General features: G+C 57.9%; 17 protein-coding genes. 10 read left to right on the forward strand and 7 right to left on the reverse strand.

Features of this window, described 5'->3' with window-relative positions; genetic code table 11:
- Positions 1 to 149: 149 nt before the first annotated feature.
- From AC5S16_RS16865 to ychF, 3 genes are all read right to left on the reverse strand, one after another.
- Positions 150 to 4,454 carry an FG-GAP-like repeat-containing protein gene (locus tag AC5S16_RS16865; RefSeq protein WP_493931267.1) on the reverse strand — a complete coding sequence of 1,435 codons (4,305 nt, stop codon included), beginning with the start codon at positions 4,452 to 4,454 and terminating at the stop codon, positions 150 to 152.
- A gap of 387 nt (positions 4,455 to 4,841) precedes the next feature.
- The gene (locus tag AC5S16_RS16870; protein ID WP_493931268.1) at positions 4,842 to 7,055 is read right to left on the reverse strand and encodes an FG-GAP-like repeat-containing protein; all 2,214 of its coding nucleotides are present in this window, start codon (positions 7,053 to 7,055) and stop codon (positions 4,842 to 4,844) included.
- A 202-nt stretch (positions 7,056 to 7,257) separates the two neighbouring features.
- Entirely contained in the window at positions 7,258 to 8,355 is a 1,098-nt protein-coding gene (ychF, locus tag AC5S16_RS16875) for a redox-regulated ATPase YchF (RefSeq protein ID WP_493931269.1), read from the reverse strand.
- 217 nt (positions 8,356 to 8,572) lie between these two features.
- Here ychF and AC5S16_RS16880 point away from each other — a divergent pair, with 217 nt between their 5' ends.
- The gene (locus AC5S16_RS16880; RefSeq protein WP_493931270.1) at positions 8,573 to 10,159 is read left to right on the forward strand and encodes a sensor domain-containing phosphodiesterase; all 1,587 of its coding nucleotides are present in this window, start codon (positions 8,573 to 8,575) and stop codon (positions 10,157 to 10,159) included.
- A 9-nt stretch (positions 10,160 to 10,168) separates the two neighbouring features.
- Here the strand turns inward: AC5S16_RS16880 and AC5S16_RS16885 are convergent, their stop codons facing one another.
- From AC5S16_RS16885 to AC5S16_RS16895, 3 genes are all read right to left on the reverse strand, one after another.
- Positions 10,169 to 11,290, reverse strand: a complete 1,122-nt coding sequence (locus tag AC5S16_RS16885; protein WP_493931271.1) for a PepSY-associated TM helix domain-containing protein — start codon at positions 11,288 to 11,290, stop codon at positions 10,169 to 10,171.
- Positions 11,290 to 13,740 carry a TonB-dependent siderophore receptor gene (locus AC5S16_RS16890; protein ID WP_493931272.1) on the reverse strand — a complete coding sequence of 817 codons (2,451 nt, stop codon included), beginning with the start codon at positions 13,738 to 13,740 and terminating at the stop codon, positions 11,290 to 11,292. The genes AC5S16_RS16885 and AC5S16_RS16890 overlap by 1 nt, the downstream gene beginning before the upstream one ends.
- Before the next feature lie 193 nt (positions 13,741 to 13,933).
- Entirely contained in the window at positions 13,934 to 15,625 is a 1,692-nt protein-coding gene (locus AC5S16_RS16895) for a cation:proton antiporter domain-containing protein (RefSeq protein WP_493931273.1), read from the reverse strand.
- Between the two features lie 147 nt (positions 15,626 to 15,772).
- Here AC5S16_RS16895 and AC5S16_RS16900 point away from each other — a divergent pair, with 147 nt between their 5' ends.
- The 4 genes from AC5S16_RS16900 (at position 15,773) to AC5S16_RS16915 (ending at position 19,632) form a co-directional block, all read left to right on the forward strand.
- On the forward strand, positions 15,773 to 16,120 hold the full coding sequence (locus AC5S16_RS16900; RefSeq protein ID WP_493931274.1) for a PadR family transcriptional regulator: 348 nt from the start codon (positions 15,773 to 15,775) through the stop codon (positions 16,118 to 16,120).
- A 2-nt stretch (positions 16,121 to 16,122) separates the two neighbouring features.
- The gene (locus AC5S16_RS16905) at positions 16,123 to 18,837 is read left to right on the forward strand and encodes an ABC transporter permease (RefSeq protein WP_493931275.1); all 2,715 of its coding nucleotides are present in this window, start codon (positions 16,123 to 16,125) and stop codon (positions 18,835 to 18,837) included.
- Between the two features lie 2 nt (positions 18,838 to 18,839).
- Positions 18,840 to 19,190 carry a GntR family transcriptional regulator gene (locus AC5S16_RS16910; RefSeq protein WP_493931276.1) on the forward strand — a complete coding sequence of 117 codons (351 nt, stop codon included), beginning with the start codon at positions 18,840 to 18,842 and terminating at the stop codon, positions 19,188 to 19,190.
- A gap of 268 nt (positions 19,191 to 19,458) precedes the next feature.
- The gene (locus tag AC5S16_RS16915; RefSeq protein WP_493931277.1) at positions 19,459 to 19,632 is read left to right on the forward strand and encodes an RcnB family protein; all 174 of its coding nucleotides are present in this window, start codon (positions 19,459 to 19,461) and stop codon (positions 19,630 to 19,632) included.
- 56 nt (positions 19,633 to 19,688) lie between these two features.
- Here AC5S16_RS16915 and AC5S16_RS16920 read toward each other — a convergent pair whose 3' ends face one another.
- Positions 19,689 to 20,942 carry a serine hydrolase domain-containing protein gene (locus AC5S16_RS16920; protein WP_493931278.1) on the reverse strand — a complete coding sequence of 418 codons (1,254 nt, stop codon included), beginning with the start codon at positions 20,940 to 20,942 and terminating at the stop codon, positions 19,689 to 19,691.
- Positions 20,943 to 21,187: 245 nt separating this feature from the next.
- Between AC5S16_RS16920 and yajC the strand changes: the two genes are divergently transcribed.
- From yajC to AC5S16_RS16945, 5 genes are all read left to right on the forward strand, one after another.
- Positions 21,188 to 21,493: a preprotein translocase subunit YajC gene (gene yajC / locus AC5S16_RS16925; protein ID WP_493931279.1), complete on the forward strand. Its 306-nt coding sequence runs from the start codon at positions 21,188 to 21,190 to the stop codon at positions 21,491 to 21,493.
- Between the two features lie 27 nt (positions 21,494 to 21,520).
- Positions 21,521 to 23,137, forward strand: a complete 1,617-nt coding sequence (gene secD, locus AC5S16_RS16930) for a protein translocase subunit SecD (RefSeq protein ID WP_493931280.1) — start codon at positions 21,521 to 21,523, stop codon at positions 23,135 to 23,137.
- Positions 23,138 to 23,278: 141 nt separating this feature from the next.
- On the forward strand, positions 23,279 to 24,487 hold the full coding sequence (gene secF, locus AC5S16_RS16935) for a protein translocase subunit SecF (RefSeq protein WP_493931281.1): 1,209 nt from the start codon (positions 23,279 to 23,281) through the stop codon (positions 24,485 to 24,487).
- A 166-nt stretch (positions 24,488 to 24,653) separates the two neighbouring features.
- On the forward strand, positions 24,654 to 25,382 hold the full coding sequence (locus tag AC5S16_RS16940; protein ID WP_493931282.1) for an energy transducer TonB: 729 nt from the start codon (positions 24,654 to 24,656) through the stop codon (positions 25,380 to 25,382).
- Positions 25,383 to 25,514: 132 nt separating this feature from the next.
- Positions 25,515 to 26,258 carry a MotA/TolQ/ExbB proton channel family protein gene (locus AC5S16_RS16945; RefSeq protein WP_493931283.1) on the forward strand — a complete coding sequence of 248 codons (744 nt, stop codon included), beginning with the start codon at positions 25,515 to 25,517 and terminating at the stop codon, positions 26,256 to 26,258.
- Positions 26,259 to 26,281: the final 23 nt, after the last annotated feature.

Genomic DNA, 26,281 nt, shown 5'->3' on the forward strand with positions numbered 1-26,281 from the left:
ACGCTGGGTTCAGCCACTAGAAATCAAGTGCAAGGTCTGTAAATAACTTATCTCGCTGCTTAGGGAAAACTCCACATAGACGCGTCTATCTAAGTGATATCTTCGGCGCGATGTTATTCGCGCCGAAGATCCTAAGTTAGGGTAACTTACTACTTTGCTGCGGTGGTGAAGTTGCTGACCGGGGAGATGGTGGTCCAGTGCGAGCAGCCGTTGAAGTAGGCGACGGCTGAGGCCTGGAAGTTGTACTGCGTTCCCGGAGTCAGACCAGTGAGTGTGAAGGAGTGTGTGGTGGAAGCCTGGCCTGACGTAGGTGTCAGGGTGTTCTGGCTCCCGGAGATGGCGTAGGCTACGTTGCCATAGGTGGGAACGTTGGTCGTCCAGTTGATGGTGGCCGAAGTTGCGGTGATCGCGGTAGCAGTGACGCCGCTGATGACCGGCGCCGACGGGCCATAGGCTGTCAGGCTGATGCTGCAGGACTGATAGCCGAAGTAACGGTCGTCTCCGGAGTAGCTGGCATAGACATACTGCGTACCGGAGGGAGGCGCGACATTCGCTGCCGTGGCCGTAACTTTGGCCGAGGCGAACTGCGTCGCGATGACTTTATTGGGAATGGTATTGAGAGGCGAGGGCGTGCTCGTCACGAGGTCGGTGAGGCCGTCTCCGTTCAGGTCTCCTGCGAAAAGAACCGTGAAGTAATCATTGGAGACGATTTTGCGCGTGAGCTTGCCCGGCTGGGATGCATCGCCGAAGAAGATGGCGAGATCATGGGTCGTAGTGTTGCCTGTGGTGTATTCAGGAACAGCGATATCGAGCACGCCGTCTCCGTTGTAGTCACCGGGCCAAATCGAGAAGGCCGCGCTGTTTTGCGGATAGGTGTAGAGAGTGGTCGGCTTAAGGAACGTCCCGGGATTCGAGAAGTTGCTGAGAAGCGCGGCCAGACTGCTGACACCAGCGTTCTGGCTGGTGACGACCAGATCAGGCAGGCCGTCTCCGTTGTAGTCGCCCACGGCTACGTTGGCCATGGTGGCAACGTCAGTGCCATCGATGGGGTAGTTTGTGAACGGAAGGACTTCTCCAGGCCGCGCGGGATTGCTGAGCACTACGTCAATAGATTGATTGATGAGGAAGAGAGCAACATCGGGCACGCCGTCGGCGTTGAAATCGGCAACCTGAAGGGCGAGGGCTTTTGTGCCTCCGCCGCCCGGATCGCCATAGGCGCCGGTGGCATACCAGGCCGGATCACTGAACTGGCCGGGATGCGAGGCATCGGTGAGCTGGATGTAGAAGCCGTCTGTGTCCGTGGGTACGAAGACCAGATCAGGCAATCCATCCTTGTTGAAGTCAGCCACGGCCAGATTGGTGAGACCGTGAGCCTCGGACGTTTTCTGGATGGGCTGGAACTGACCAGGGTGGCCCGGGTCTCCCATAAGGACGCCGAGCACGGCAGAGGTGGAGTAGTTGAGGCAGAGCCCGATGTCGAGGATGCCGTCAGCGTTGAAATCAGCCGCTATGATGCAGTTGATGGTGGGAGCGGGAGCAGTCTGCGATGGGTCGGGATAGAACTGCGCCGATCCATTGAAGCTGCCGATGTGCTTCGTGTCGCCCCAGAGGATTTCGATTTTGCCGCCGTCGCGAACCGCAGCAATATCGACAATGCCGTCTCCGTTGAAATCGCCGCGGGCGAGGTAGTTCGTGGTCAGCGTGTTGGCGATCTTCAGGTCGACGGGCGCCGTTACGCCATAGGTCAAGGTGGAGCTGTCCAGCGGCGCGGTGGCGACGGGCTTGTTATTGGTGGCATTGTGGAAGGTGACGGTTCCGGATGGAGGCAGCTTGCCGATTCCTTCAACGACGGAAGTGAGAGTGTAGTCACCCGTGCTGCCTGACTTCGAGATATCCGCAGTCGAGTAGGTGTGAGCAGGGTTTACCTGCACGGTGCTCAAATTGGGCAGCGAAGAGCTGCGAGCGTAAGAAGTAGTGCCTTCAAAGAAGGCGTAGATGTTTGTGCTTCCAAGAGGCAGAAGGAGTCCGGTCATGGCGTTTCCGGTGCTGCTGAGGTGAGCCATGCCCAGCAGGTCTGTGTCCTGGCAGTTGGGCCCGGTCTTTTTGCAGAAGAGGACTTCTCCGGCTGTGACCGGCGTGCCGTTGGAGGTGACGGTTGCAGTCAGGATGACCGGGGTTCCCTGCTCCACTGTGTTAGCCGAAACAGACAGAGCCGTCGTGGTGACCGGCGGCGGGGGAGCAGCGCTCCGGGTAACGAAGGCTGCGGTGTCGGAAGCGAAATTCGTCCAATGCGAGCATCCGCTGAAGTAGCCGGAAGACCACACCTTGTAGTGGTACGCGGTTCCGTCGGTCAGGCCGGTGAGCGTGAAGGAATGCGTGGTGGAAACCGGGGTGGTCCATGGCGTCGAGTTGTCCATGGTGAGGGTGGTGCCGTAATACACGCCGCCGTAGGACGGGATATTCGTGGTCCAGCTGATGGTTGCAGAGTTTTCGGTGAGGTTCGAGACGCTGATGCCAGTAATGACGGGAGCCGCCGGGGATGAACCGTCGAGGCTGATCTCGCAGGATTGGTAGCCGTAGTAGTTGCTGTCGCCCGGGTAGCTGGCATAGACAATCTTGGTGCTGCCGGGGTTGACGTGGGAAGCAGTGGCAATCTGTGTGACCTGTCCGAAGAGGATGCCCAGGTCGCCGGTGCTGGTGGCGGTGCTGGCTGTGTCAGTGTTGATGAACTTGTTCGATTCGATAACGTCGGACAGGCCGTCGCCGTTCAGATCCTTGGCGATGAGGAAGGCGGTCGAGTCCTGAACGGTATCGCCATTGGAAACGAAGATAGGTGACGCGAAGGAGCCGGGGTTGTTGGGATCGCCGAGCACGAGGCCGATTTTGTTTATCGGACTGGTGTTGTAAGCGACGGCAAAATCGAGGACTCCATCACCGTTGTAGTCGCCGCCGGCGGCTGCATTGATGGCATCACCAGTCGGTGACTGAGCCCATTGGGTTGCAGGAAGAAATGTTCCCGGATTTGAGCTGCTGTTCAGAATGACGCCGATGGAGCCGGAGGAATTGGCTACGACGATGTCAGCAAGGCCGTCATTGTTGTAGTCTCCGCTGCCCACTTTGAGGGCTGAATTGAGATCGCCGCCGCCGGTCGAGACATTGACGGGCGGGAGGAAGTTGCCCGGATTTGAAGGGTCATTGAACTCGATGGCCAGCGGGCCGCTGAGGAAGCTGGCGACGAAATCGGGCAGGCCGTCGTTGTTGAAGTCATTTACAGCCACCCAGGTTGCGTTCGAAGTGAAAGTTCCGATGCTGAAGGTTACCGGCGAAAGAAACTGGCCGGTATAAGGCGCGCCCCCGATCAGAATTGTCGCGGTGCTGTTGTTGTTTACGGTGACGAGATCCATCACGCCGTCGGCGTTAAAGTCTCCCGCTGCGAGAGACTGCGGATTGAACTGCCCGAGAGTCAGAGTGGAGGGCTGCTGGAACTGGCCCGGATGTGCCGGGTCGTTCAGAAGGATGGTAACCTCGCCGGTTCCGGGACCGGAGAGGTAGGTAATGAATGCGAGATCGGGCAGTCCATCGGCGTTGAAGTCAGCCGAGACCAATGTGCCGATGTAGGGAGCGGTCACAGGCGTGAAAGTCGGGGAGAGGAACTGTCCGGGATTCGCTGGATCGCCCAGAAGCACGGCGATTCCGGGAGAGGCTTGAAAGACGCCGGAGCTGTTCACTGAGCCGCTGCCGATGACGGCGACATCGGGTATGCCGTCGCCGTTGAAATCGCCTGCCGCTGATTGAAGATAGGTGCCGGCGGATGCTCCGGGAATGGCGTTGGGCAGATAAATTTTCGGCTGCGTCAGGGTAGCCGCTGGAGTGGTCAGCGGCGCTGATGCGACGGGGTGATTGTCGAGGGCATCGAGGAATGACACAGTGCCGGTGACGGGAGCGCGGCCTTCGCCGCCGACTGCCGATGTAAGGGTGTAGTCGCCCGCGGCGCCTGAGCGTGAGATGTCAGCGGTGCTGTGCAGCGGGCCGCCAACATCGACCGGCGTGGGCTGGGACGATGAAGAGCTTTTGGCGAAAGACCTTGTTCCCGTGAAAGCGGCATAGACTTTCTGTTTGCCGGGGGGCAGCAAAAGCTTGACGGTCGCGGTTCCGTTGCTCGTGAGCTGTGCTGTGCCCAGGATGTGAACATCCTCGCAGTGGGGTGCAGCGGCGTCACAGATGGCGACCTGGCCCGGCGAGACCGCGGAGCCGTTCGAATTCACGGTAACGGTGAAGGTGACCGGTTTTCCTGCAGCTACAGAGCTGGAGGAAACGGCCAGGGTGGTTGTCGTCGGTTGGGTGGCGGCGTGCAGGGCGGCTGCACTCATGCCGAAGAGAAGCAGGGAAATCTTTCGGCCAAGACGATAAAGGCTCACAAATCGTGGGCAGCTGTTGGGGGTAAACAGATGCATAACACGCTCCAGTCTGACTTACAGCATTTCCAAAGAAGCTGTGTCCTTGAGAAACTGCGCCGGGGGTTGCCGCTCTCTGAATGGTCGCGTCAACTTGCATGGCATGGCTTCGGGATACAGCGATTTTTGGAAATGCTATGGGTGCGCGAACAGAGATTTGAAGGAACGAAGGTAAATCAGTCGTGAGGCGTAAGTGGAAGCAACGGGCGGACTGGTGAGGCCGCCGCGTTCCCATGAATCAAAGGCAAAGCTTCCCTATTCTGGCTACGAGAAGAATAACCAGAGATAAGGAAACGATGGAAGTGAAAATTTACTTAAATTATCTTTACGGGGCGATTGAGATATTGGATAAATACTAACTTGCCTCTGAGCTTTTCTGCCTTGTTTTCACTGTGCTGCGGTTGTGAATGTACCTGTGTTTGCGAATGCAGTCCAGTGGCTGCAGCCGGAGAAATAGGACACCGACCACGGCTGGTAGTTGTAGGTGGTCCCGGGAGCCAGGTTCGTAAGAACAAAAGAATGCGTGGTGGATACAGGATTGACCCATGGGGTGTTGCTGCCGAAATTGAGCGTAGTTCCGTAATTGACGCCGCCATAGGCGGGAACGTTTGTTGTCCAGTTGATGGCCGCCGAAGTGGCGGTGATGCTTGAGACGGTGACGCCGGTGATTTTTGGCGAAGCCGGCGAGTTCGTCAGGCTGATTTCGCAGGACTGATAGCCCCAGTAATTGCTGTCACCCGAATAGTTGCCATAGAAGAAGCTGGTGTTGCCGGGATTAACATTGGTGGCGGTCACTATCTGGTCGAAGCGCTCCAGCATGACGCCCACTGTCGCAGCCGCGCCTGAGGCATTGCCACCGGGCTGATTGATCACCGCTACGTCAGACAACCCATCATTATTAAAGTCTCCTGCCACGATACGATTCGAAGCGGGCTCATCGTAGGAATCCGGCGGCAGAAATTGCCCGGGGTGCGCAGAATCGCCCAAAGATATTTGCAAACCGAGGCCGTTCCCAACTGCCGCGAGATCCGGCACTCCGTCAGCATTGAAGTCCCCAATGGTTACCGCAGGGCTGCCTGGATTGCCAAACGCGTCAGTCGCGCTCATTGAGTACACTCCCGACTGAATCAGGTGCCCCGGGTTTGAGCTATTACTGAGGAATACGTTGAGAGAGAGCCTGAAAGGAAGAACGTCACGAGAAGGCGGAACACTGGACACAACGAGATCCGGCAGTCCGTCCGCGTTGAAATCTCCAACCGCCAGAGACAGAAGAACAGAATTGGTCGTCACCTGGTATTCCACGGGCGAAAGCAGCGTGCCGGGATGCGTGGGATCATTCAATAACACACTTACTGAATTGGTGGTTCCATTCTCCTGTGCTACTGCGACGTCAGGCAATCCATCATGGTTGAAGTCGGCAGCAACCACGAAGTCAGGCGTATTGCCAAACTGCCCGCTCGCAGTGGAGTAAATCGCTGCGGGTTGAAATTGCCCGGGGTGCGCTGGATCTCCCAAGAGGATGCCTGCTTTGTTCGGGATATCCGGCGGGCATGCAGCCCCCTCGCAAGAACTGGCGTTGTCTGCTGCGACGAGATCAGCAATGCCATCTCCATTGAAATCAGCTACAGCAATGGAGACAGGAGTGAATGGAAATGGAAGAGGATAGATGACGCCCGGCAGGAAGTGCCCTGGATGAGCCGGGTCATTGAGAAGGATGTTCACGCTGGTCAGAGTCGTCAGCGCCAGGTCAGGCAGACCGTCACTGTTGAAATCCCCCAACGCGGCTGATGTCGGGATGTCACCGGCAGCTCCGAGCAGGTACGAAATTGGCGGGAGCAATTGCCCCGGGTGGACGGGATCGCCGAAGTATACAAAGAGCTCAGGTGTACTCGGATCAGAGATGCTGAAGGGAATGGAGTCCCGAGCTGTAAGAAGATCGAGCACACCATCTCCGTTGACATCACCCACAGCGATTGCTTCCGGCAGCTGATACTGCGTATTTGGCGGCGGGGCCGGCATCGGGTATGAAGTTGCCGGAGAAAGCTGAAGAGCTGAAGTTGGATTCAAGGGCACTGCTGCGATTGTGTGGTTGTCGAAGGCATCGAGATACGAGATGGTTCCTGTTGGCGCGACAGGACCGAAAGCAGTCAGGTTTGTCTGAAGGAAATAATCCCCGGCGCTGCCTGCTGCTGAAATTGTGGCGAAGGTGTGCGCTTTGCCGCTTACATCTACGGTCTGGACTGTGGGCATGGTGCTGCTGCCTGAATAGGTTGTCGTTCCTTTGAAGACGGCATAGATGTCGTGCCTGCCGGGAGCGAGCACCAGCTTGATGCCGGCAGTGCCGTTCGCAGTCAATTGCGCCAGGCCCAGAACTGCCTGGTCTTCACAGCGCGGGACAGCAGCGTTGCAGAAGAGGACCTGCCCAGGAGTGACGTGTGCTCCATTCGAGGTCACAGTTGCTGTCAGCATGACTGCAGTTCCCTCGTACACGGAATTGCGCGAGGCGGCCAGAGTAATGACGGTGGACTGAGCCGCGTAAACGGCAACGGCGCTCGATGTGACGAAGATGACGGCAGCAAAAAGACGGGCTATCCGGGGCATAGACACTCTCCTGTCCTGGTGAGAGAGCCAGAGTTAACCAGGGATGAGCAGACGACCAGCTATGATTCGTGCGGCGAGAGGATAGTAGTCCGCTTTTGCGAAGGGCTCAAATGAATTTTTGTAATTTGATCGGTTAATTTTTCGATCGGCAAACTGTCTGCGAGGCCGCAGGACTGCTTGAGACCTGCGGCGCTTATTTGCGTTACACGTTGAATTTGAAGAAGAGGATATCGCCGTCGCGGACGACGTATTCTTTTCCTTCGGAGCGGTAGAGGCCTTTTTCCTTGACGGCCTGCTCGCTGCCTAATGCGAAGAGATCATCGCAGTGATAAGCCTCGGCGCGGATGAATCCTCTCTCGAAGTCTGAATGGATGACGCCGGCGGCCTGCGGCGCTTTGGTGCCGCGGCTGATGGTCCAGGCGCGGACTTCCTGCACTCCGGCGGTGAAATAGGTGATCAGGTCGAGCAGTTTGTAAGCAGAACGGATGAGGCGGTTCAGGCCCGGCTCTTCGAGGCCCATTTCATGCAGGAACTCGGCGCGCTCCGGCGGATCGAGCTGTGCGATCTCGGCTTCCATCGCTCCGCAGATGCGCACGACCTGGCTGTTTTCTTCCGCAGCGCGCTTTTCGACGGCAGCGACCCACTCGTTTCCGGATTGCAGGCCGGCTTCATCGACATTCGCGACGTAGAGCATGGGCTTTGCCGTGATGAGCTGGAGGTCGCGCGCGGCGGGCTTCTCTTCGTCGGTGAATTCGACGGTGCGCGCGGGCTTTCCTGCCTGCACGGCTTCAAGCAGCTTGGCGAGGGCTGACGCTTCGGCTTTGACTTTTGAATCAGTCGAGTTCTTGGCCAGCTTTTCTACCTTGGCGAAGCGCTTCTCGATGGTCTCAAGGTCGGCGAGGAGCAGCTCGGTGTTGATGACGTCGATGTCGTCGAGCGGGCTGACTTTTCCCGAGACATGGATGACATTGGGATCGTCGAAGCAACGGACGACATGGGCGACAGCGTCGGTGGAGCGGATGTGGCCGAGAAATTGATTGCCCAGGCCCTCGCCCTTGCTGGCTCCGGCGACGAGGCCGGCGATGTCGACGAATTCCATGGTGGTGGGGACGGTGCGGTTGGGCTTGACGAACTGGGTGATCTTGTCGAGGCGCTCATCAGGAACAGTGACAACGCCGACGTTGGGATCGATGGTGCAGAAGGGATAGTTTGCGGCCTGGGCCTTGGCCGAGGTCAGCGCATTGAAGATGGTGCTCTTTCCGACGTTGGGCAGACCAACGATCCCGCAATTCAGAGGCAATGCTTTTTCCTTTTCCGGTGAAGGTGTTTTCGCCCTGATTCCCTCTCGAAGGGCGCTCATGGCTGGGATTGTGAATCTCTATTTTAGAAGATCAGCCGGTGTTATGGGCACAGTTGCCGGATGCCCAATAGGAAACAGACAGGAAAACAGTTTGTAGTTTCTATTTTGGCAAAGCGTCGGCTTTGTATTTTATGGATTCAGGCTACAATGCACTCAAATGGATGCAGAGTCCAATTCTCTGGATGACCTGCGGATTGCCATTGAATGTCGCGATATTATTCCCTACTTCCAGCCGATTGTAGAATTGCGCTCGGGACAGCTGTGGGGGTTCGAGATGCTGTCGCGATGGCGCCATCCGCAACGGGGCATTCTTGCCCCTGGCCAGTTCATCAATCTTGCGGAAAATGCGGGGATCATCGAGCAGCTGTGCGAGTTAACCACCGAACAGACCTTCCAGATCTTTTCCGCGGGGTTCTCAAAGGGAAAGACCCTATCCATCAATGTCGCGCCTACGCAGATGCGGGACCGCGAGGTCGCGGAGAAAATCTTTGAAGCCGCTGAGAAGACTGGTTTTCCTCTGGACCAGCTGATAGTCGAGATTACGGAAACGTCCTTTCTCGACAATCTGGAAACAGCAATTGCCATTGCCGAAGAGCTCAAGCGCCACAAAGTGAGGATCGCGCTCGATGATTTCGGCACCGGCTATTCCACGCTGCAGCGGCTGAATTCGCTGCCACTGGATGAGATCAAGATAGACCAGAATTTTGTCCAGTCGATGACAGAGCGGAAGGAAAGCCGGAAGATCGTCGCGGCGATTGTAGGTCTGGGAAACAGCCTGGGCCTGAAGACGGTGGCAGAGGGGATCGAGACCAAAGAACATGCCGACATGCTGTTCTTTCTGGGGTGCGAATTAGGGCAGGGTTACCTGTATGGAAAGCCCGCGCCTGCGGATGATGTGCCGGCGATCATGGCGAAGGGAACGCTGGGGCCATCGGCGGGTTCCACATTGCTGGGCCGGGACATGGCTTTTCATCTGGAGGCTTCTCCGGCAGTACGCCTGGCGCAGCTTCAGGCGATCTACGATGGAGCGCCTGTCGGCCTGTGTTTTCTTGACCCGGAGTTCCGATACGTGAGCCTGAACCAGCGGCTGGTGGAGATGGTCCGGGCGCCCTTTCCGCCGCGCATGGGCAAGACACTCAAGGAGGTGAATCCGGCGCTTTTCCTGCAGGCAGAGCCTTACCTGAAACGAGTGCTCAACGGAGAAGCTATTTCCGAACTGGAGTTCCATACTGAAAAACCCGGCTCGCCGATGGGGACAGACACACTGCTGGTCTCTCTTCAGCCGGTCCGTGATGAGGCCGGCGAAGTTACGGGCATTTCTGTCGCGGTGATGAATATTACTTCGCGCAAGCAACTGGAGCAGGCTGAGCGTGACAAAGACGATTACCGCCGCAGCATCGAGCTGAATGCGAACTATCCCTTCAAGGCCGATCCGGAGGGAAATATCGTGTGGGTGGGGCCGGAAGGAATGACTGGAGTCGGGATGAACAAGCATCTGAGCGACAGCTGGCAGAGCCTCCTTCATCCGGATGACCTTGGACCTACAAGCCGGAAGTGGGCTGCGTCTCTTCACACGGGAGAGCCATTCGAAGCGGAATTCCGCGCCCGCAAAGCAGACGGTTCGTGGGGCAGGATGCATGCGCGGGCCTCAGCGCACCGCGGGGACAATGGCGAGATCCAGGCCTGGTATGGCCTGGTCGAGAACATCGACGACCGCAAACGTACTGAGACCCTTCCGGGATGACATTGCATGCTAATGCAGCGCACGCCACCGTTTGTGCAGGTACCGGTTCCAGTACATGAGCAATCCGGTAACGCTCAAAACCGGCAGGCTCAGCCCCAATAGCGCCCACAGCACCTTTACCGGCATTCCCCATAATGTGCCAAAGTGCAGCGGATACATCAGCCACAGGAACCAGTCGCCCCGCGACTTGTTTTCGCCGTAGTGCCACACGGTAAGCAACTTTCCGGTATGCCCGTCGAACGTGTCGATATCGCGATGCGAGAAGTCACCTGGACTGAAGCGATCGATATAGACCGTTACTTTGCCGCCCGGTTTGTCCGGCAATCCGATGCTGCTGACATAGCCCGGTGAAATTGTCTTCAAATTGGCGAGAATGTCCTCGAGCCGCGCGACTGCCTGGCTCGGGGGCGGATCGACAGGCTGCGGTTGCTTCATGCCCACCAGCGGCGATATGGCATCGACAACAGCACTCACCCTGGCGGGAAACAGGAAGTAGACCGCGGTAATACCCCACCAGCTGACGATAAAAAGTGTCCAGATACCGACAGCGTTGTGCAGGTCATAGTTGATCCTCTTCCATCCATGCCGCAGTGACACGAAAAGTCGGCGCGTCCACAGCTTTACGCCCGGCCACCACAGCACTGTGCCGCTGATGGCCAGCACGAGCAGTCCGATGCCCGCGGCGCAGTTCACGATAAAGCCGGTCCTGCCCATCAGCAGGTTCACATGCAGATCGAGCACAAAATCGATGAATAGCTTTCCCTGCTCCGTCAGCGGCGCTCCCGAAACGGCATCGGCGTAGACTGTCTGGTCTCTGCCGTGTGGGTCTTCGAGGTAGAATACCCACCACGGATTCGGCTTCTGCGGCGGCGAAATGAATGTAAGCCGCAATGCCGGAAAGCTGCTCCGCGCATGCTCGATGACTGTGCCGATTGGAGCGACATGCGCTTCATCGAAAGGCACACGCTGCATGGAGGCCTGCCGAATCTCATCCTGAAAAACGAGTATCGATCCGCTGAGGCCGATGATCATGACATACAGCGAAAGCAGGACGCCCAGCCAGAGATGGACCTGGAACAGCGCCCGGCGCAGCCAGAGCTTTCGCGGATGATGGAGAAGCGTACGCAGCATCAGAAGTTCCAGGAAACGGTGCCGCGGATGACGCGGGGTTCTCCCGGCTTCACATAGAGGTTGTTGTACGAGCCGCTATAGTAGCGCTCGTTTGTGAGGTTGTTGACGTTGACCTGCCACTGCGCCGGTCCCCGATGGTAGGTGGCCGATGCATCGACAAGGCCGTATCCGGGCAGCTGGAAGCTATTGGCCAGGTCGCCGGACTGGTCGGTATAGTGGCGTCCGCCAATGCCAAAAGCAAGGCCGTGTACAACGCCACGTGGGATTTCATACGTTGACCAGACGTTGAAGATGTTCTTCGGAGCATTGAGCGTTGGCGTGCCCGCAGCGAGCGTCGTATCGTGTATGACTTCGGCATTGATGTAAGAGTATGCCGTAGTCACATTCCAGCCCATGACCGGATGCAGCGTCGCTTCAAATTCCACGCCGCGGCTGCGCTGCTGACCGGTTACCAGGTAGAAGTTCGGATGCGACGGATCAGTCGTGGCGACATTGTTGCGGTCGAGCTGGAAGACGGCGACGGTGGCCAGCGCTTTTCCTCCCCAGAACGAAGACTTCACGCCGCCCTCCCACTGCTGGCCGCGTTCCGGCGCGATGTAGGTTCCGCTGGTTGAGCCATCGAAAACCTGGCCGGACTGCGGCGTGAACGACTTGCTGAAGCTTGCATAGAGGCTGGTCGACGGAACCGCCTGCCAGGTAACGCCGAGGCGCGGCGTCAGCCCCGTTCCATTCTGATTCGCCGAGCCCTTGTTTTCGTTCTTGGCAAAGTCCACGCGTCCGCCGGCTGTAACAGTGAAGCGCGCCGGCAGCCGGATATGGTCCTGCAGGTAAATGCCGAGGTACTGCGTCACTGTATTGCTGCTGGTGTAAAGCGCAAGCGGACGCACCGGGTTCGCGCCATAGACGGGAGCGTACAGATCCAGAGGCTCATATCGCGATGTGTCAGAGAAATCGATTGAGTAGCCCTGCGAGCTGGACCGCTCGCGGAAGAAGTCGACACCGAGCAGAGCATCGTGTTCCATCTTCCAGAAGCTGCCGTGGCCCTGCAAACTGGTGTCGATTGCATGATCCTGCCACGGGCCATGCCAGTTCAGCGGATAGCGATAGAGCGTGCGCTGATCGGCGCCGAGAAAGCCCGGGTAGTAGATGCGGTTCCAGTCCTGCTGATACCAGGCAATGCGCGCATTCTGGCGCATCGCCAGATGTTCGCCGAAGTCGTGGCGGAACTGGTAGCCGATCTGCTGGGTAGCCTGGGCCAACTGGTTGGCATTGGCCTCGAGCTCGCCGTTGTATGTGCTGATCGGCAACACGCCGTTGGGATCGGGCAGCACCGTGCCAACTGCCGGCAGCGGCATGCCCTGGCGGCCGTTGTCGCGCTGTACGCGCCCGATCAGCGTTAATGAAGTAGATGGGTCAGGACGCCATGTGAGCGACGGCGCAAGGTAGTAGCGGTGCCGGTACGTGTAGTCCACAAACGTATCCGCCTTGTGATAGAGAGCAGCGAGGCGCGCATATACGGTGTGCGAGGAGTTCAGCGATCCACCGACATCGATCGCGGGATCGACAAAATTAAATGAGCCTGCTGTCACCTGCACATGGGCAAAGCTCTCAGGCACAGGCTTGCGCGTGACGATGTTGATCAGGCCGCCCAGAACACTCTGTCCATAGAGCGCTGACGAAGGCCCCTTCAGCACCTCGACTGACTCGAGGCCCCAGGTCTCTTCCATCATGCCGTTGCCGCCGCGCAGGCCATCGATATAAGTGTTGAACGAAGCATCGAAGCCGCGGATGCGGTAATAGTCCCAGCCATCGTAGTAGCCGCCCGGCATCACGCCAGCTACATTCTTGAGCGCATCGTCGAGCTTCACCACATCCTGCGAATTCATCAGGTCGCGGTTTACAACCGTGATTGATTGCGGAACTTCATTGAGCGGCAGCTCGGTCTTGGTGCCGCCGCTGCTAACTGTTGTGGCATACTCATTTCCCGCCGTAACCGTGACCGTATTCTTTACCTGCCCGAGCCGCAGCACAGGATTTACTACCGTGCCCGATTCGGCATCCGTCACGGTGACTTCCTCGCTCATGCTGCCGAAGTTCGCCGCCTCGATAATCAGCTGATAGCTGCCCACAGGCGCAGCCAGCGAATAAGTGCCTGCGGCATCCGTCGTTGCCGTCGCGTGAAAGCTTCCGCACGTCAGCGTGACCTGAGCCTGGGCGATGCCTGCTCCGGTCTGGTCAGTCACTACCCCCGAGAGTTTCCTGACTGGGCCATCCGTCGGGGTGCAGGAGGCAGCCATGTTTTCCGAGACCGGGGTATCGCCGGATGGGCTGTCCGCCTTTCCATCCTGAGCCCAGGTATAGCTGGCTGTTCCTAAAGAAAGAAGGAGCGTGAACAGGCCAATCTGGAGAACCCGCAAAGAAACTGTGGGCGGAGACTGCTGTAAATCCATGAAGACTTCCTTAATTGTCAGAATTTCCAAGGCACGCAATGCCTTGATTGCCTGTGCAGTGACAGCGCGTAGATATACGACTAATTCAGTCCTTATTAATATAAGACTGTTGTGGTCGTAGTCAACTGCCTACTGTCTGGCCAGAGGGCACATGCTGTTCAGGATTGTGTTCCGGAGAGGGGGTTATTAAGGCTTACAGCGCGTTCTGGTATCGGTCGAGAACATGGCGGCTCATGCCGGTGGCCAGTTCCTGCTCTCCCAGAAAGACCTTCTCTGCCACTTCCTTCTCGAGCAGTCCGGCCTCTTCCTCATTGTGCGTGCGAACGACGGTTTCAATTCCGGGATGGAGTGTGCGGGCGCTTTTGATCATCTGCCTCACGTCAAACGTATCGGGTGTGGCGATCACCAGCATGCGGGCGCCAGCGATATGTGTCTGAGCCAGTACTGCCGGATCTGACGCGTCTCCTGCGATAGCCGGAATGTCCTTGGCTCGCAGCCGCTCCACCACCTCGCGATTCTGCTCTACAACGACGTAAGAGATGCCTCTTTCGGCAAGCGCCTCGCCGATGCGCCGCCCGACGCGCCCATAACCTACCAGGACTATATGGCTCGACAAGCGATTTGTATCCGTTGCTGCTGGAAGCGCCGCCAGAGGGTCGGAAGGCAGCTCAAGCATTTGCGCGAGCCGCGAACGCGACCGGAGCCACACCTGCAGCGGCTGCACGCTCGCAAAGATCAGAGGATTGAGAGCGATGGAAATCAACGCTCCGGCCAGGATCAGGCTCTGCCCTTCCGGCGACAGCAGCTTCAGGTTTACGCCGAGTCCCGCGAGAATGAACGAGAACTCACCGATCTGTGCGAGGCTGGCCGACACAGTCAGAGCCGTATTCAGCGGATAGCGAAAAAGAAGCACCAGAGCGGCAGCGGCTACCGATTTGCCCACAACGATGATACCGACCACAATCAGTACCTCGAGCGGCATCTTCACCAGCACTTTCGGGTCAAACAGCATCCCCATCGAGACGAAGAACAATACTGCGAATGCTTCGCGGAGCGGGAGTGATTCCTCGGCGGCGCGATGACCGAATTCGGATTCCCGCATGACCATTCCGGCGAAGAAAGCTCCTAATGCGAAGGAGACGCCGAACAACTCAGCCGCTCCGTAGGCGATGCTGACGGCGGCGGCCACCACGCACAAGGTGAAGAGTTCGCGCGAGCCGGTCCTGGTTACCTGCCACAGCAGTTTGGGAAAGACGCGGCGCCCGACGACCAGCATCAACGCGATGAATGCGGTCAATTTCAGCAGTGTGAGCCCCAGGGTGCTCCACAGCTTTCCGCCCTCCGCCGATCCACCTCCGCCCAGCCACGGCGACACCAGCGGCAGCAGCACCAAGACCAGCACCATCGCCAGGTCTTCGACAATCAACCAGCCAACGGCGATGTGTCCGTTTGTCGAGTTCAGCACGCCATGTGCTTCCAGGGTGCGCAGCAGCACCACGGTGCTTGCTACGGACAGGGCCAGCCCGAATATGAGAGCTGCACCTGTTCCCCAGCCCCAAAGGAATGCAACGCATGCGCCGAGCGCAGTGGCGACGGCGATCTGCAACATTGCTCCCGGCAAGGCGATCTTGCGCACTTCCAGCAGGTCTTTGAGAGAGAAGTGCAGTCCGACGCCGAACATCAGCAGCATGACGCCGATCTCTGACAATTCATGGGCCAGGTTCACATCGGCCACGAAGCCCGGACTGAACGGGCCGATCATGACGCCGGCCAGAAGATAGCCGACCAGGGCAGGCAGCCGGATACGGGCCGCCAGGAAGCCGAACACGAGAGCCAGCGCCAGGGCCGAGGCTATGGTGGTGATCAGAGGGAGATGATGGGTCATCAGCGCTCTATCCGTTGTTTATCCGCACACACGGTTCACTGTACCTTGTTCGCTGCGTAGCCGCACTTTAGTTCTGGCAGAAAAACACTTCCACTTGACAAACAAGTGAATTCAGGGTGATGCTGCTAGGCAAGGGATTTCACTTGAATGTCTAGTAAAGAAAAAGAACCAATCCAGCTGCTGCAGGGCACGCTCGATCTCATTGTGCTGCGGACGCTTTCCATGATGGGGGCGCAACATGCCTATCAGATTGCTACGCGGCTCCAGCAGATTTCCGACAGCCTCCTCAATCTCAATCAGGGCACGCTTTATCCGGCGCTGGTCAGGTTGGAACAGTACGGATGGATCAAGGGTAACTGGGGAAAAACCGAGAACAATCGCGAAGCAAAGTATTACGCCATCACGAAAGCGGGGCAGAAAGCCCTGGGCGAGGAGACCGAGCGCTGGAGAAAGATGGCAGGCCTGGTGGAACGGCTTTTGCTTGAGGAGTCCTAGACATGAAATATCTGCGACGCCTTTTTCTGAGAGTATTCAGCCTCTTTACCAATGAGAAGACGGAAGCCGAGCTCGAACGGGAGATTGCCGCTCATCTTGCATTGCTCGAGGATGAATTCCGGGGCAAAGGCATGAGCCCTGATGAAGCGCGCAGAGCCGCCAGACGCGCCTATGGCGGCGTCGAGCAGGCGAAGCAGCTGCATCGCAATGAGCGCTCCTATCCGGGGCTGGCGCAGACTGCGCAGGATGTTCGCTATACCCTGCGACAATTGCGCAAAACTCCGGGGTTCACGCTGACTGCAGTGCTGATGCTGGCGTTGGGAATCGGCGCGACGACTGCAATTTTTTCGATTGTCGAAGGAGTTCTGCTGCGTCCATTGCCGTTTCCTGATCCCAGCCGCCTGGTCACGCTGGGCGATGTTCTGGAAGGTGAAAATTGTACTCCCTGCGCGTCCCGGGTCACTGCCCAGGATATTCGCAACTACATGCGCGATACGCACAGCTTTACTCACCTGGGAGGCTATCAAGGAACCGGCTTCGAGCTGTCGGGCAGTGGCGAGCCGCTGGCTGTGGATGCGTCGCGCATGAGTGGAGAGGTTTTCTCTGCGCTGGGAGTTGCGCCGCTATTGGGGCGGGTATTCACGCAGCAGGAGGACGATCAACATCAGCCGCTGGCTGTGCTCAGTTACGGTTTGTGGCGAAGCCGCTTTCACGGCGACGCGAAGATTCTGGGTTCCAAGATTCTTCTTGACCGGAAGCCATACGTTGTCATCGGTGTTATGCCGCGCGGTTTTGAATTCCCCCTCATACCTGGCCACGTGAACAAGAGCGAGCTCTGGGTTCCGTTGAGCCCTGAACCGTGGGAGTTCCTGGCGGGCGCTGCGGCGTCGTGGAACCAGCGGATGCTCGGCCGTCTGAAGCCCGGCATTACGCCGGAGCAGGCGCAGAGCGATGCGCAGCGGGTGGCCGTGGAGACAATGAAGAGCTATCCGGCCTACATGAGCAGCCTGCGGATTCACGCGGTTGTAAAGGGGCTGCAAGAAGACACGGTCGACCAGGCGCGTCCGCTGGTGCGCACGCTTTTCTTTGCCGTGATCGTGGTACTGCTGATTGCCTGCGCGAACCTGGCCGGCCTTCTGCTGGTGCGCTCCATTCGCAGACGAAGAGAGATTGCAGTCCGCCTTGCCCTCGGCGCGCGTGCGGCAATGCTGCTGCGCCAGGCCGTGATTGAAAGCATGATTCTGAGCATTGCCGGAGGCACTGTAGGACTGGCATTGGCCGGCATCGCGCTGCGAGTGGGAATAAGTCTGCTGCCGGAGACGCTGCCTCGCATCCGCGAGATCAGCCTTGACTGGCCGGTGGTGAGCTTCGCTCTGGGACTGGCATTGTTCACAGGCTTCATTTGTGGGCTGGCGCCGGCGTTCGCCGCGATCCGGACAAGCGTCAACGAGACGCTTAAAGAAGGCGGACGCACAGGAAGCTCAGGCAGCGGCCATACGCGTCTGCGCTCGGCGCTCGTCATAGGAGAGATTGCGGTTGCCCTGGTGCTGCTGACTGCCTCCGGCCTGTTGTTGCGCAGTTTTGAGAAGATGCGTTTGGTCGATGTGGGTTTTCTGCCTGATCATACGCTGGCCGCGTTCTACGTCCTGCCAGAGAAGCAGTATACGACTCAATCACTGATTGACACATTCGATCAAAGATTGCTCGATGGTTTGCGGCAATTGCCCGGAGTGGCATCGGCCGGCATTACCTCCATACTGCCTGCTGCCGGAGACAGCTTTGGCGTTTCGATTATCCCGGAAGGCTATATCTCACCCAAAGGCGCAGGCCTGCACATGGCGGCGCCATCGCAGGTCGAGGGGGATGTCTTTCAGGCTCTGGGCATTCGCCTGCTGCATGGCCGGCTGTTCACGGAAGCCGACAAGGCAGATTCTCCACTGGTGGTGATCGTGAACCGCAAACTGGCGGAGCACTACTGGCCGGGCGAGAATCCGATCGGCAAGCGCCTGCGCCGGGGCATGCCGGAAACGTCAACGCCGTGGTTGACGGTTGTGGGCGAAGTCGGCGATGTGAAGCTGGGCTCTGCCGATGGCAGGACCGCGGAGCAGTTCTATCAGCCGGCAACTCAGATTGTCGCCTCAGAAGGCGTGCTGGCCTCAACGGGAGAGCTGATGGGATATTACGGATGGATTGTGCTGCGCGCGAACGTTCCTCCTGAGCGAATGGAAAATGCAATGCGTGCCGTGGTGCAGAAGATCGACCCGCAGCTGGTGCTTCACCAGATGCAGACGCTGGAGCAGACTGTGTCAGACAGTGAAGCTCCACGACGATTCAACACGGCGCTCATCTCATCCTTTGCCATAGTGGCTGTACTGCTGGGTGTCCTGGGGATATACAGCGTCATTGCGTTCACGGTTGCGACCCGCGAACAGGAGATGGCGATTCGCATGGCGCTGGGCTGCCAGCGCACGCGAATCCTTCAACTGGTGCTCGCCTCCGGAGCAAAGCTGGCGGCTGCTGGTTGCATTCTTGGGCTGCTTGGAGCAGCAGCTGTATCCCATCTTCTGCGGTCTTTTCTGTTCGGAGTGAGCCCATTTGATCCTGTGGTGCTCGGCATTTCTGCATCCGCCATGCTGCTGCTGGCGCTTGCAGCCTCGCTGTTGCCGGCGCGGCGCGCGTCTATGACGGATCCCATGCTTGCAGTGCGTGGTGAATGAAAATGGCGGCAAAGGTTCAAGGAGAAAAGATGGCGCGTTCTTCGAGTAGAGGCAAGGAAAGCTTATCGATAGATTGCAGGATGGATCGCACAAGCTTTGTTCCTCTCTACCAGCAGATCAAGAACTGGCTCATGAACAAGATCGAAGAAGGACAATTGTCCAGGGGAGATGTGATTCCATCGGAAGCACAGTTTTCTGAGGCCCTGAGGGTGAGCCGTGCGACTGTCAGGCAGGCTTTTTACGAGCTGCGCCTGGAAGGCTACGTAGTTCGAGAAAAGGGTCGCGGCACATTTATCAGGCAATTCCATCCAGTAAAAGAAGATGGTTCAACGGAAATAAACTTTTGCAGGTGAGGATGATAGACAGGGTACGCATGTTTGCTGCAAGATGAATTCCGGCGAAGAAAGTTCCGGTGAAACAACGTTCCTTATTCGATCTCACATCCAAGACGCAGGAGGATTCATGAACTATCTTCGGAGAGCCCTGGCTCTCTCTATGCTCGCTTCAACGCTTATTCCTGGAAGTGCTGGTTTTGCGCTGAGTCCGCAAGGCCCTCCCCCTGGGCGTGGGGGCCCTCCTCCGGGTTATGTTCGCCACCAGGAATGGAAAAAGGGATACAGGATGCAACAGAATGACTGGGGCCGGGGTCAGCGAGTCGACTACCGTCGCTATCGTCTCCGCAGGCCTCCGCGCGGTTATGAGTGGCGCGAGGTAGACGGCAACTATGTCATGGCTGCTGTTGCTACCGGGGTCATCGCCTCGGTCGTCGCAGCCGCGGCCGCTTCTCCGCGGTAGCCCTCATTGCCAACTGCTTCCATTGAGCTACGCCGGAGCATTTCGCTCCGGCGTTTTCACTGTGGGCGAGTGTGCTCTTCATTGCGCAGGATGGCTTCGCGCGTGTAGCTTTCCCACTCCCAGGGCGTGACGTCGTCGCCGATCAATTTTTCAAGAAGCGGACGGAAGGCCAGCTCGCCGTTATCGCTGTTGGTAAGCAGGACCATGCATGTTTTGCCGCGCGTGAAGCAGATGAGGTAGTTTTCCGCGCCATCGCCGTGGCCTTCCTTGAAGAACGCAGGACCGTAAAGGGTTTGCGTCAGGAGTCCCCATCCCAGGCCATAAGACAGCCCAACCTTCTCGCCATCGGAACCAATTGCGGGGTCAAGCGATGGAAACTCATGCGCGGAGTGAATGGCGATCTGCGAGGAGAGCATCTGCGCTTTGGTTGACGGCTTGATGAGCTTGTCGGCGAGGAAGGCTTCGAGAAACAAGGAAAGATCATGGACGCTGGTGGTCATCGAGCCTGCTCCGAAAGCAGCTACGCGATGTGTCGCGGCGATGAACTTGCCGCTGGCGTCGTAGCGCAGAGCGGCGTTCTCATCGAATGATGGACGCCACACCATGCCGGTCTGAGTCATTCCGAGTGGTGCAAAAATATCCTGCTGCATGGCGGCGCCCAGCTCCAGATGCAGCTTCTCTTCGATGGCGAGCTGCAGGATGTTCAGTCCAGCCCCGGAGTAGGCGTAACGCGTTCCCGGCGGGAAATGCAAGTGGAGCTTCTTGTCCTCCTCAAGGGAGATCAGGTTAGCCAGGCCGGAGGAGTGCGTGAGCATCATGCGCGGCGTAACACGCTGCCAACGGGGATCGCGCACGAGGTCGGCTGCTGCTTCGCGATAGGCTGGATATTCGTTGAGTGGCCTGGGGAGCATTTGCGCGATGGGCTGGTCGAGGTCGATGCGGCGCTGCTCCACGAGACGCATAACCCAGGTGGCGAAGACGCTTTTGGTGATCGAGGCTGCCCAGAGGTTGGTGTTTTCTGTCATAGGCAGTTGCTTTTCAACATTGCGAAGGCCGAATGCATAAGTCCAGACGACGCGGCCACTGTTGAGGATGGCTAACTGCGCTCCGGTGACATGGTTCATCTTGAGCTCTTCTGCGGCGATGGCCTTTGCTGCGGCACCGGAAATAGTTGTGCCGTCGAGACGATGAATCGGGCCGGGCGTCTGGCTAAGGGCAGGCAGGGCAGCAAGGGTGAACAGAAGGCATGGGGTCCACAAGGGGCGCATGCTAGCAGCATAAGGCCGGATGGTTCGATCCAGCCTTGACATAATCCATCCTGGGCTGAAAAGCTATCAGCCAGGACTCTTCCGGCATTTCTGGTCTGTATAGACGCGCCTGTCACTGTGGGGCGCGGTGTTTTGCGGGCTGGCTGGAAATAGGCCTCGTGTTCCTGGAGGAAGCAGCTGCTCAACTCGCGCTGCTCATAATTCCCTTCCTTGGATACAAATGAATTGCCTGTTGCCGTGGCGTGGAAGGTTGCGCCTGGAAGCGGGTTCAAGAAAAGGATTGCACGTTGACATCGACTCTCTTGCTGGCCGCAATTCCGCCGGGCGTGGTTTCGTTTCTGCCCTTTGTCGCCATTATCGCGGTCTTTTATCTATTGCTGATCCGTCCGCAGCAGAGCAAACAAAAACAGTGGCAGCAAATGCTCAGCAGCCTGAAGCCTGGCGACAAAGTCACCACGACGGGCGGTATTCGTGGCGTGATCCTTTCCTTGAAAGAAGACGCCATCCAGCTCCGCGTGCCACCGGACAACATTAAGATTGAAGTCGTGAAGAGTGCGATCGCCTCTGTCACCACCGACGAGCCGGCGAAGTAGGCCCGGGCTCTCTATTCTGGAATATCCATGCGTAAGAACCTCACACAAAAAACGATTCTGATTGTTGCGGTACTGCTGGTCTTTCTGTTTGGAATCTTCGGGATTCCCAGGGGCCTGAGCGGAACGGCGCTGAAGGATGCCATTCTCAACCGCATCAGCCTTGGCCTTGACCTCAAAGGCGGCACGCACCTGATCCTGCAGGTGATGGTGGATGAGGCGGTGAATGCCCAGACCACCAATGATGCTGCGCGCGTCGTGACAGATTTGCAGCAGAACGGCATTACCATTGGCTCGGCGCAGCCTGATTCCGCGCATCCTGAGACGATCAATATCTCCGGCGCGCCGCTTGACCGTGCGGGCGATATTCGCTCGGTGCTGAGCCAGCGCTACGGCAACCAGTATGACGTCGCATCCGGCGCGAACAATACCTTCACACTCACGATGAAGCCGACAGCCGTCTCTGACCTGAAGAAGCGCGCTGTGTCTCAGGCCATCGAGGTGATCACGCAGCGCGTGAACTCTCTGGGTGTGACCGAGCCCACGATCCAGGAGTACAACCTGGGCAGCAACCAGATCCTGGTGGAATTGCCTGGAATGGACGATCCGGCGCGCGTGAAGGACGTGATCCAGTCGACGGCGCGGCTTGAGATTCATGAAGTGCAGGGCGGTCCGTGGCCCGACGAACAGGCAGCGCTGCAGGCAATAGGCGGCTCTGTTCCTTATGATTCTCTGCTGCTGCATGCGGTTCCGGGTGCAGTAGGACCGAGCAGCAATAACGAGGTCTTCCAGATCAGGCGCGTTCCGGAAGTAGCGGGCACCGATATCCGCGATGCACAGCCGCAGCGCAATCCCAACACGAATGAGCCGGAGGTGGTCTTTTATCTGACCGCGGCTGCGGGCAACCACTTCGGTGAGTTTACGGCAGCGAATAAAGGCAAATCGCTCTGCATCGTGCTCGACAACAAGATTCAGGAAGTGGCGACGATCCGCGACCAGATTCGCGATACAGGAACGATCTCGGGCGGCGGCATTACGGAGCAGGGCGCGAAAGACCTGTCGATGCTGCTGCGCACCGGCGCTCTACCGGCTTCGATCCACTACCTGCAGGAGAGCACGGTAGGGCCGTCGCTGGGAGCGGACTCGATCCATCAAGGCGTGCTGGCTTCGATTGTCGGCATGGTCGCGGTCATGGTCTTCATGCTGATCTACTACCGCAGAGCGGGCATCAATGCCGACCTGGCGCTCTTTTTGAACCTGGTGATCCTGCTGGGATTCATGGGCTATGCGCATGCGACCCTGACGCTGCCCGGAATTGCCGGCGTGATTCTGACGATCGGCATGGGCGTGGATTCGAATGTGCTGATTTTTGAGCGCATCCGCGAAGAGCTGCGCGCGGGCAAGTCGCCTTCGGCGGCGGTGGATCAGGGTTTTGCGCATGCGTGGACGACGATTATCGATACGCACGTGACGACGATCGTGTCGGCGGCTATCCTGTTTATTTTCGGCACCGGACCGGTGCGCGGATTTGCAGTGACGCTGACGTTCGGCCTGCTCGCGAACCTGTTTACGGCGGTGTTTGTGTCGCGCGTGATTTTCGATGCGCATTTGAACAAGAAGCAGCGGGGCGAAGCGCTGTCGATTTAGAAAGGCAGCTGAAAAGCGGCTAGCGAAAAGCTGTTAGCCAAGAAACGGGGGGCAAGATTGGCCACCCGCTTCCGAGCCATCCGGCTTTGAGCTCAATGCTTTATTGCTGACCGGTGCTTTAGCTGGTTTTGAGGGAATTCTGTGGAACTGTTTCGTGATGTAAATATCGACTGGCTTGGGAAGAAATGGTATTTCCTGGGCTTCTCGCTGATCTTCAGCGTGGCGGGCTTGCTCTCGCTGTTTTTCTGGCATGGACTGCCGTTGGATGTGGATTTTCGCGGCGGTACAGTGGTTCGCGTCCGTTTCGACCAGAAGCCGGATCTCGACCGCATTCGCGCGGCGGCGGACAAGGCCGGCCTCAAGGATCCGCGCATCCAGAATATTATCGGCGGTCAGGCGGCGAACAATGAAGTCCTGATTTCGCTTGCGCAGAAGCAGACGAGCGAATCGTCGCTCGACCAGGGGCGCGCGACGATTCTGCAGGCGCTCGAAAACAATTATGCAGCGAACGGCGCATCCAATCAAGGCAAGCTTGATCTTGACAACGCGGGACAGGGAACGCTCGCGAACTGGCTGGTACAGAAAGATCCCGAGCATATGGGCTCGAATGATGCGGCGCAGCAGCACTACAGCCAGCAGGCGACGGCCATCCTTGCATACCGGGACGCACGAAGTGGATTGATTGATTCGATTGACGGTTTTTCGAGCACAGTCACTCCGGCGGTATTGAGCGAGCTGAAGCAGGATGCCTATCTCTCCGGGTTTGGGATCCGCAATGTGGAAATCGTCGGGCCCCAGGTTGGCGCGCAGCTGAGGAACCAGGCACTGCTGGCGACTCTATACTCACTACTTGGCATGCTCGTGTACCTGTGGTTCCGTTTTGAGTTGATTTACGGCGTGGCAGCAGTAGTGGCGGTCTTTCATGACACGCTGATCACCGTTGGCGCATTCAGTTTGACGAACCAGGAGATCTCGCTGACGGTCATCGCGGCGATTTTAACGCTGGTTGGTTATTCGATGAACGACACCATTGTGGTCTTTGACCGCATCAGAGAGAATTTGAGGCTTTCGCGGCGCGAGGCTCTGCCGGATCTGGTGAACCGGAGCATCAACCAGACGCTGAGCCGGACAGTGCTGACCTCAGGGCTGACGTTCCTGACGGTGCTGGCTCTGTATTTATTTGGCGGCGAAGTGCTTCATCCATTTTCGTTTGCGCTGGTGGTTGGTATTTTGATTGGAACTTATTCCTCGATTGCTGTGGCGGCGCCAATGCTGGTCGCTTATCAGGAGTGGCGGCAGCGGCGTGGCAAGGCAGCGGTTTTGCCTGCAGCAAAAAAAGCGAAGGTTTAAGGTATGAAACGTTTTCAGAAATCGGCCGTATGTGATATAGGTTTTGTCACTCGACTTTTTCGAATTATTCCGAACGCTCCAAAAAAATTGGAATACTCCGGGAACAAATAGACACCTATGCGGTGTCTATAGGTGGTAACGAGTTCTGCTTGGAAGAGGTAGGGTCATGTTTGAAGATGCCTTAATGGAATCGGGCGGCAAGATCAAGACCAAGAGTAAATATTTTACAATCATTGGTTTTGTCCTGAATGGCGGAATCCTTGCAGCAATGATTCTGATTCCGCTGATCTACCCTGAAGCGCTGCCAAAGGCAGCGATGGCGACCCTGCTGGTCGCGCCGCCGCCGCCACCACCGCCGCCGCCACCGCCGCCGCCTGCGGCTCCTGTGGTGCACAAGGTGGTTTCTCAGCTGATGAACAATCAGATGACATTCACCAAGATTCCTAAAGAAGTCAAAATGGTGCATGAAGATGCTCCGCCCCCGCCGAATACCGGTGTAGCCGGCATGGAAGGCATGGGTGGCGGCGCCGCTGGTGGTGTTCTCGGCGGCGTGCTCGGCGGCATCGGCAACGGGCCTGCACCGGTAGTAAAAGCTGCTGCGCCGAAGAAGGTCGCCGTGTCATCCGGCGTGATGCAGGGCAACATTCTGGTCAAGACATCGCCACAGTATCCGGCGATTGCCAAGGCAGCCCGCATTCAAGGAACTGTGGTGCTGCAGGCAACGATTTCCAAGACTGGGACCATCGAAAACCTGCGCGTCCTCAGCGGTCCGCCGATGCTTCAGCAGTCAGCTATGGATGCTGTAAGGACCTGGCGCTACAAGCCCTACCTGCTCAATGGCGAGCCGGTGGAGGTGGAAACGCAGGTCAACGTAGTCTTCACTCTGGGTGGCTGATTCAGCCGTTACGCTCTTTGTCCGGCCTCGCTGGCCAGCTATGCGCATGAGCGTGCCATCCAGTGAGGCGAACCGAAAATTTGCCGGCGCGGAAGATCGCGCCCAAGAAATCTCCGCAGGAGGAACGATTCAGTGATTCTCGCTCAACTTACACAAGCAGTATTTCATCCAACTTCCCTGGCATTTTTCCAGGATCAGCCGACGGTCGGCTTCAGCCCGCTCGAACTCTGGGGCAACATGGGCTCACTGGCCAAAGGCGTGGTGATCATCCTGTTCATCATGTCGATCTGGTCGCTGGCTGTGATTATCGACCGCTGGCTCTATTTCAGCGCAGCCCGCAAGCAGTCGCGTGAGTTCGCCCCGCGCGTTGCCGGAGCACTCAAGGAAGGCAAGCTGGATGAAGCAGTGAAGGTTGCTGACCGCAACAAGAAATCGCATCTGGCCGAAGTGGTCACGGCCGGCCTGCAGGAGTTCCGCAGCTTTGGCGGCGGCGGCGCTGTGACTGAAGAGCAGATCGAGAGCTCAAAGCGCGCCCTCGAGCGTGCCGAGGCCATCGTTCACGCCAAGCTGAAGCGCGGCCTGGGCGGTCTTGCCACGATCGGTTCCACCGCTCCGTTCGTCGGACTCTTCGGAACGGTCGTCGGTATCTTGAACGCGTTCCGTCAGATTGCTACCCAGAAGACATCTGGTATTGGTGCTGTGGCCGGCGGTATTTCTGAAGCCCTGGTTACCACCGCTTTCGGTCTGCTGGTCGCCATCCCTGCCGTTATGTGCTTCAACTACTTCACCAACAAAGTGGAAGCCTTCGACGTCGAGATGGACAACTCCTCGAGCGAACTGATCGACTACTTCCTCAAGCAGAGCGGCCGTCGCTAATCACGGCGGCGATTCATTGCGGG

The sequence above is a fragment of the Acidobacterium sp. FHG110202_01 genome (assembly GCF_059115305.1).